At 61.0% G+C, this 8,128-nt stretch carries 5 protein-coding genes; all 5 read right to left on the reverse strand.

Translation table 11 applies throughout. The annotated features are described in order from the left end of the window. Nucleotides 1-18: 18 nt before the first annotated feature. Complete coding sequence (gene glgB, locus MOV76_RS25015; RefSeq protein WP_112905152.1) at nucleotides 19-2,226, reverse strand: 1,4-alpha-glucan branching protein GlgB; 2,208 nt, start codon at nucleotides 2,224-2,226, stop codon at nucleotides 19-21. Further along, the gene (locus MOV76_RS25020) at nucleotides 2,223-4,685 is read right to left on the reverse strand and encodes a glycogen/starch/alpha-glucan phosphorylase (RefSeq protein WP_018446060.1); all 2,463 of its coding nucleotides are present in this window, start codon (nucleotides 4,683-4,685) and stop codon (nucleotides 2,223-2,225) included. The genes glgB and MOV76_RS25020 overlap by 4 nt, the downstream gene beginning before the upstream one ends. 277 nt (nucleotides 4,686-4,962) lie before the next feature. Further along, the gene (locus MOV76_RS25025; protein WP_065278070.1) at nucleotides 4,963-6,186 is read right to left on the reverse strand and encodes a TadE/TadG family type IV pilus assembly protein; all 1,224 of its coding nucleotides are present in this window, start codon (nucleotides 6,184-6,186) and stop codon (nucleotides 4,963-4,965) included. Nucleotides 6,187-6,303: 117 nt separating this feature from the next. Then, a complete protein-coding gene (locus MOV76_RS25030; protein WP_115157645.1) occupies nucleotides 6,304-7,182 on the reverse strand; it encodes a transglutaminase family protein in 879 nt (292 codons plus the stop codon). Nucleotides 7,183-7,187: 5 nt separating this feature from the next. Beyond that, nucleotides 7,188-8,128, reverse strand: a 941-nt coding sequence (locus MOV76_RS25035) for an alpha-E domain-containing protein (protein WP_247265510.1), incomplete at its 5' end; no start/stop codon positions are given.

Here is an 8,128-nt window from a genome sequence, read left to right on the forward strand (position 1 = left end):
TTCTCCTCCCACCAGTCACTAATTTTCAGGTTCAAGCATGATTGTCGCCAAGGGCGGCAAGGTAATCGAGCAGGTGATGTTGCCGCCGGCATCGACGGCCTGCACGCGCCCGCCGTTGCCCTTGCCGCTGCCGCCGTAAATGTCGGCATCGGTGTTCAGGATTTCCCGCCAGCGGCCTGCGGAAGGCAGGCGGATCGAGTAGTTCTCGCGGTAGACAGGGGTGAAATTGGTGATGACGGCGACCGGCTTCTGGCCCGGCGCCTTGCGCAGCCAGGCAAAGACGGAATTCTGGTGGTCATCGGCGACCAGCCATTCGAAACCTTCGCCCTCGCAGTCACGCTCATGCAGTGCCGGCTTGCTGCGATAGGTGAAATTGAGGTCGCGCACCAGACGCCGCATGCCCTCGTGCATGCGATACTGAAGCAGGTTCCAGTCGAGCGACTTCTCCTCGCTCCACTCGCTCCACTGGGCGAATTCCTGGCCCATGAACAACAGCTTCTTGCCGGGATAGCCCCACATATAAGCGTAGTAGGCGCGCAGATTGGCGAATTTCTGCCAGTCGTCGCCCGGCATTTTGGCGATCAGCGAGCCTTTTCCGTGAACAACCTCGTCATGCGAGAGCGGCAAGACGAAATTTTCCGAATAGGCGTAGAGCAGGCCGAAGGTGAGCTCGTTGTGGTGGTGCCCGCGGTAGATTGGATCGCGGCTCATGTAGCTCAGCGTATCGTGCATGAAGCCCATGTTCCACTTGAAGCCGAAGCCGAGGCCGCCTTCATGCACGGGCTGCGAGACCTTCGGCCAGGAGGTCGATTCCTCGGCAATGGTCATGACGTTGGAATGATTGCCGTAGAGGCGGATGTTGAGATCCTGCAGAAAACGGACCGCTTCGAGGTTCTCGTTGCCGCCATATTCGTTCGGGATCCATTCGCCGTGCTTGCGGGAATAATCAAGGTAGAGCATCGAGGCGACGGCATCGACACGCAGACCATCGAGATGGAATTTTTCGGCCCAGTAGAGCGCGTTGTTGACGAGATAGGAAACGACCTCGGTGCGGCCGAAATTGTAGATCGCCGTGCTCCAGTCCGGGTGGAAGCCCTTGCGCGGGTCTTCGTGCTCGTAGAGTGCCGTGCCGTCGAACCAGCCGAGACCGTGCTCGTCGGTCGGGAAGTGCGCCGGCACCCAGTCGAGGATGACGCCGATGCCGACCTTGTGGCAGCCATTGACGAAACGGGCGAAACCTTCCGGCTCGCCGAAACGAGCGGTCGGCGCGTAGAGGCCGGTCGTCTGGTAACCCCAGGAGGGATCGTAGGGGTACTCGGTGATCGGCAGGAATTCGATATGGGTGAAGCCCATGTCGGCACAATAAGGGATGAGGCTGGAGGCGAGTTCGTCCCAGGACAGCATCGTGCCGTCCTGCCGGCGTTGCCAGGAGGCGGCATGGACCTCGTAGATCGAGATCGGCTGGCGGCGCTTGTCAGTCTCGCGCCAGTGCTTCAGATGGGCCTCGTCTTCCCACTCCTGCACCAGTTCGGCGGCGGCGATGGAGGCGGTCTTCGGTCGGAGCTCGCTGCGCCGCGCGAAGGGATCGGCCTTCAGCGGCAGCAATACGCCGTCCTGGCCGCGGATCTCGAACTTGTAGGCGACGCCGATCGGTACGTCAGGGGCAAAGATTTCCCAAATGCCGCTATCGGAGCGGAAGCGCATCACGTGGCGACGGCCGTCCCAATTGTTGAAATCGCCAACGACGGAAACGCGCTGTGCGTTCGGCGCCCAGACGGCGAAATGGATGCCCTGGGCGCCGTCATGCTTGATGAGGTGGGCGCCCATCTTGTCGAACAGCCGCAGATGCGAGCCCTCGCGGGCGAAATAATCGTCCATCGGTCCGAGCACCGGACCGAAACTGTAGGGATCAGTGACTGCCCATTCGGCATCGCCGCGCCGGGCACGGTAACGCACCGGCTGGAGCTTCGTGAGGGAAACCGGGCCGGCAAAGACGCCGTCGGCATGAAGCTGTTTCAGCTCGCCGATGACGCCGCCGTCGAGCGTCATGGCGGTCACCTCCTCTGCGCCCGGAATAAAGCACCGGGCGACGAAGGCGTCGCCGGCCTGGTGCACACCCAGGACGGCAAAGGGATTGGAATGCGAGCCGGCAAGGATCGCCGTGATTTCATCTGCCGAAATTTCCCAGGAAAGCTTTACTTCAGGGACGGTCTTCGGCGTTTTCATCCGGCTCTCCAGATTTCGTCTGCATATTGCCTGATGGTACGGTCGGAAGAGAACCAGCCCATCCGCGCCGTATTGTTGATTGTCTTGGTGTACCAGGCGGACTGGTTGGTCCAGATCTGGTCGACTTCCCGCTGGGCCTGGGCATAGGCGTCGAAGTCGGCAGCGACCATGAACCAGTCATGCGAATAGATGCCGTCGATCAGCGCCGTATAGCGATTGCGGTCATCGGGCGAGAAGACGCCGGAACCGATAGCGGCAAGCGCCTGGGCGAGTTCGCGCGATCCCTCGATGATGGCGCGGGGATTGTGGCCATCACTGCGGACCTTCGACACCTCGTCGGCCTTGAGGCCGAAGATGACGATGTTGTCCTCGCCGACATTGTCGCGCATCTCGACATTGGCGCCATCGAGCGTGCCGATCGTCAGCGCGCCATTGAGGCCGAACTTCATGTTGCCCGTGCCGGACGCTTCCATGCCGGCGGTCGAGATCTGCTCCGAGAGGTCGGCGGCCGGAACCATGACTTCGGCGAGCGAGACATTGTAGTTCGGCACGAAGACGATTTTCAGCAAGCCGCGTACCGACGGATCGTTGTTGATCGTGCGGGAGACGTCGTTGATCAGCTTGATGATGAGCTTGGCATTGTAATAACTTGGCGCCGCCTTGCCGGCGAAGAGTTTTACGCGCGGCACCCAGTCGAGCTCGGGATGCGAGCGGATCTGGTCGTAGAGCGCGACGGCCTCGATGATGTTCAGCAGCTGGCGCTTGTATTCGTGGATACGCTTGATCTGGATATCGAACATCGCCGACGGATCGAGCTTCACACCCATGCGGCTGGCGACGAGGTTGGAGAGTGCCACCTTGTTGGCGCGCTTTACCGCTGCGAACTTCTGCTGGAAAGCCGGATCGGAGGAATGCACGTCGAGCGCACGCAGCTTCTCGGCATCATCGAGGAATTCGTCGCCGATCGCCTCGCGGATCAGGCCGGTGAGGCCGGGATTGCACTGCTGCAGCCAGCGGCGCGGCGTGATGCCGTTGGTCTTGTTGTTGATGCGGTCGGGATAGAGCTTGTGCAGGTCGGCGAAGACGGTGACCTTCATCAGGTCGGTGTGCAGGGCCGAGACGCCGTTGATCGAATGCGAGCCGACGAAAGCGAGGTTGCCCATGCGCACGCGGCGGTCGCCGCTTTCATCGATCAGCGAGATCGAGCGGATTTCCCCGTCGGAGAAGTTCTTGCCCTTGCGGGCATCGATCAGGATCTTGGCATTGATCGCATAGATGATCTGCATGTGGCGCGGCAGCAGACGCTCGAACAGCGGCACCGCCCAGCTTTCCAGCGCTTCGGGCAGAAGCGTGTGGTTGGTGTAGGAGAAGGTATTGCGGGTGATTTCCCAGGCTTGATCGAAGTCCATGCCGTGTACGTCACAGAGCAGGCGCACGAGTTCGGCGACAGAGACGGCGGGGTGGGTGTCGTTCAGCTGGATCGCCACCTTGTCCGGCAGCGAGGTGAAATCGTCATATTGCTGCAGATGGCGGCGAAGGATGTCCTGCAGCGAGGCCGACGAGAAGAAGAATTCCTGGCGCAGACGCAGTTCCTGGCCGGCCGGGGTGGCGTCGGCAGGATAGAGAACCCGGGTCAGGCTTTCGGCCTTGTTGCTTTCGCGGAGCGCGCCGATGTGGTCGCCGGCGTTGAAGGCATCGAGCAGGATCGGATCGATCGGTTGCGCCGACCAGAGGCGCAGCGTGTTGACGCGCTTGCCGCGCCAGCCGACGGCCGGCGTGTCGAAGGCGGCGGCGATGACGCGCTCGGCCGGTTTCCAGACGTAGCGCGGCTGGTCGTCATGGGTCGTGATGAATTCGACGGCGCCGCCGAAGCCGATTTCATAGGAGCTTTCGCGGCGCTCGAATTCCCAGGGATTGCCATGGGCCAGCCAGTTTTCCGGCAGTTCCACCTGCCAACCGTCGGCCAGCTGCTGGCGGAAGAGGCCGTGAACATAGCGGATGCCATAGCCATAGGCCGGAACGTCGACCGTCGCCATGCTCTCCATGAAACAGGCAGCCAGACGGCCGAGGCCGCCGTTGCCGAGTGCGGCATCCGGCTCCAGGCCGGCAATGACGTTGACGTCGACGCCGAGCGAGGCGAGCGCATCGCGCACCTCCTCCATCAGGCCGAGGTTCGAAACGGCGTCGCGCATCAGGCGGCCGATCAGGAATTCAAGAGAGAGATAATAGACGCGCTTGGCGCCGGTTGCATAAACCTCGCGTGTGGACGCCATCCACCTGTCGATGATGCGGTCGCGCACCACCAGGATCGTCGCCGTCAGCCAGTCATGTGGCTTTGCCACCTTGGCATCCTTGCCGATGCGGTAGGTCAGACGTTCGATGATTTCTTCAGCGAGAATTTCCGGCCTTGAACTGCGAGGGGCGGGGGAGGGGATGATCGGCTTGGAAACAGTGTTCATCGTCAGGTCTCGCCAATTTTAATTTTGTTTCAGGATGTTATGCCTGATTCAATCAATTTGTCGCTTGCGCAGCCGACAGTTTATGCATCGTTACTAAGCACTTGCAACAAAGGATTTGGGCAAACGAAAAATTTGCGAAACCTTCATATTCACACGGGTTGAGGGGGTTGATTTCAATCGCTTTTCTCGATCTGATGGGCCGAACGAGGATAACGAAAAGCCGCTCCGGTTTGTTCCGGAGCGGCTATTTTGTTCGGCTTTTGGCCGGGACCGATCGTCAGTTCGTCAGGCGCGTCAGCTGTGCGGAGGCTTTCGCTCCGATCGCCTTGAAGGCGGCAAGCAGGTCTTCCATCTTTTCTGCCTGGAAATAATGGGCGTCATCGGAAGCGCAATAGTGCAGCAGCGCCTGCCCACCCTCGGGTGCCATGAAGGCGATCGTATAGATTTCAATGCCCTTGGACTTGGCGGCGTCGCATGTCTTCTTGGTCGCAGTGTCGTAGGAACGGCCGTTGTTGCTATCGTTGTTATTGTCGCCGTCTGTCATAAAGACGATGTACTTCTTGGGCACTTGCCCGGTCTTCTGCTTGTGGGCGGCGTCTTCGGCGTCATTGCCCGCGGCGTTCTTGGCGGTGAGAGACGTGTAAGCCGTATTCACTGCGCCGCTTGAATTCGTACCACCTCCCGACTGAAGCGCGTTGACATAGCTCGTGACAGCGGTAGTTCCCCAAGCCAGACTGCTGGCAGGGTATTCAATGATATCGTAGGATACCGCGCCTGTGCGTACATATTCGGCATTGGGATCCGCGCTATTGAGCTGGCCGAAGAGATTGCCGGCGGCGAGCTTCAGTGCTTCTATTTTAGTGTAATAACGCGTACGCGTGCCGGTGCAGGTGTCGTAGATTGTCTTACCGTTTTTGTTGAGGTGAGGGTTGCATTTATAGGTGAATGATTCCGTCATGACGGTGGCGGTATCATCTCCCATTGACCCCGATTTATCGAGTGCGAGGAACATAGAGATCGAGCCTTGGGTCTGTGAATGCCCGCCGACCGTCGTGCCAGAGGTCGAGAGATGCTGTGTCTTGAAGCCAACCGCCTGCATCAGCGGATTGACCGTGAGGTCGTAACTCGGCGAAACCGTTACTTGGTAGGATGTCGATTTGCCCGATGTCGTTGTTTGGACATTCACGCCCGTTGAGCTCTTGATATCGGTGCCGCTCTGCAGGTAATTCGCCATCTGCGCCGCGACGAAATTCCGTGCAAACGTTTCGGCCTCAGCGGTTGAGATCGTGCCGTTCGCCAGCGCGGTGGCGGTTGCTAGCGCCGCCGAATCGGCTGCTTCCTGCAACTGCTGCTTCGAGAGCAATATGTCGCCCACCTGGATCGCCATGCCGGCCGCCCCAAAAAGGACGGGCAGCAGGATCGCCGTCATGATTCCGAAATTGCCGCCACGGTCGCCAAGCATGCGACGCAGGCAGGGATTTTGTAAAAAGGAGGTGCTCATCATGTTCACCCGTATATGGAGGCCCTGTGAGGTGATATTAGCCACGCCCCTCCTTTCCGCTGTCCTTACGGCGTCAATAGAATTTTAACGAATCGTCGGATTTTTCCAGTTTTGGGATTATTTCAGGGGGATCACGTCGACCGCCTGGACGGCGCGTTGGCCGCCATAGCTTTTCAATACGCCGATGACGGGAACGACGTCGGAATAGTCGCGGCCATAGGCGACGACGATGTGGTCCGTGCCGGCGGGGATGTTGTTGGTCGGATCGAGCTCGATCCAGCCGATCGTCTCACCACACCAGATCCGCACCCAGGCATGCATGGCGTCCGCCCCTTCCAGCCGCTCCTTGCCGGGCGGCGGGATGGTGCGCAGGAAACCGGAGACGTAGCCGGCCGGAATGCCGAGGCTTCGGAGCGCCAGGATCATGATGTGGGTGAAATCCTGGCAGACGCCGCGCTTCAACTTGAACGCCTCGAGCGGCGTCGTGTCCACCGTCGTCGCGTCAGGGTCGTAGGTGAAATCCTTGTTGATGCGGGCACAGAGCGCATGGGCGATCTGCATCGCCGTCAGCTCAGGCATGGCGCAGCTTCGCGCATAGTCGGCGATCTCGCGCGCTTGGGTCAGGCGCGGGCTGTCGCCAAGGAAATGGTGCGGCGAATCCGGCGCCAACGACCAGATGCCTGATATCTCTTCCGGCAAGTCGGCAAGCAACGGCGAGAAATCGGCGGCGATCGGCTGGCTTTCCACCTGCACGCGGGCTTGCATGCGAATGTCGAGCGTCTCGTGCGGCGCGCGCAGCATGAAGGAGGTGGTGGGATGATGGAAGAAATCGACGAAATGTGACTGCTCGTCCGGCGTCGGCGAGATGGTGATCGAGCCGGCGACCAGGCGCTGCCGGTTGGGCAGCGACAGCGGCATCAGGCGCATGACGTGGCGGGCGCCGGAGGCCGGTACGTCGTAGCTGTAACCCATGTGGAGGGAGAGATCGTAGAGCATCGCCGTCACCCGAGATAGGTCTGGGCGAGCAGATCGGAAAGCTGCTCCAATTCGCGCTCGAGCCGTTGATAGACTTCGACCCCCATGCCCTCCGGCGTCATCACCGCCAGGCCGGAATGGAGCCGCATCGCCTCGCGGTAGAAGGGCGACATCTGGCCGTTGATCAGGGCATTCGGCAGTTGCTCGACCTCGTGGTGGATCTCGTTCACCTGGAACAGGACCGAGCGGGGGTTAAGGGGATCAAGCGCCAGCAAGTCGGTGACGGTCAGCCGCGCCGTGTTGACGTTGTAGCGGCGGCGGTGGGTCATGACGCTGTCGCCGATCTCGAGCAGCATGTCGAGGGCGCCGTCGGGCGCTTCCGGGCCGGACATGTGGCCGAGCAGGCGCGTCATGTGCAGGCCACGCTCGATATAGCGGCCGAGCGAGAGGAAGCGCCAGCCGGTGAAGCGGTACATGTTCTCGTGCACGAGGCCGGCGAAGCCCGCGAGTTTACGCAGAAGGATCGTCATCGCATGGCTGGCATCGTCGCCGGCAGCGACAGTGACGTGAAAGCGGCGTGCGGTTTTGGCGAGATCGTTGAGCGCCAGCCAGCCGTCCGGCGAGAAACGGTCGCGGATGTTGCTCGCCGAATAAACGGCGCTGTCGATGTTGCGCAGGAGCGTTTCCGGCACGGCCTCGGCGGTATCGATATCGACGGCCGTGAGATACTCGGAGACATCGGCGAGCAGCGGCTGGTTCGGATCGGCAGCTTCGGCGTAACGCGCGTGCCAGGCACGCAGGATGCGCAGCGCCCCTTCGGCGCGTTCGATGTAGCGGCCGAGCCAGAACAGATTATCGGCTGCCCGGCTCGGCAGGCTGCCCGGCATGTTGCGGGTGAAGCTGCCCTCGGCCGGCAGCAGCGTGTGGCGCTCGACCGGCTTGTCGCTGACGATCCAGACATCGGCGG

It is taken from the genome of Rhizobium sp. PRIMUS64 (assembly GCF_023006465.1).
Lineage (GTDB): Bacteria > Pseudomonadota > Alphaproteobacteria > Rhizobiales > Rhizobiaceae > Rhizobium > Rhizobium leguminosarum.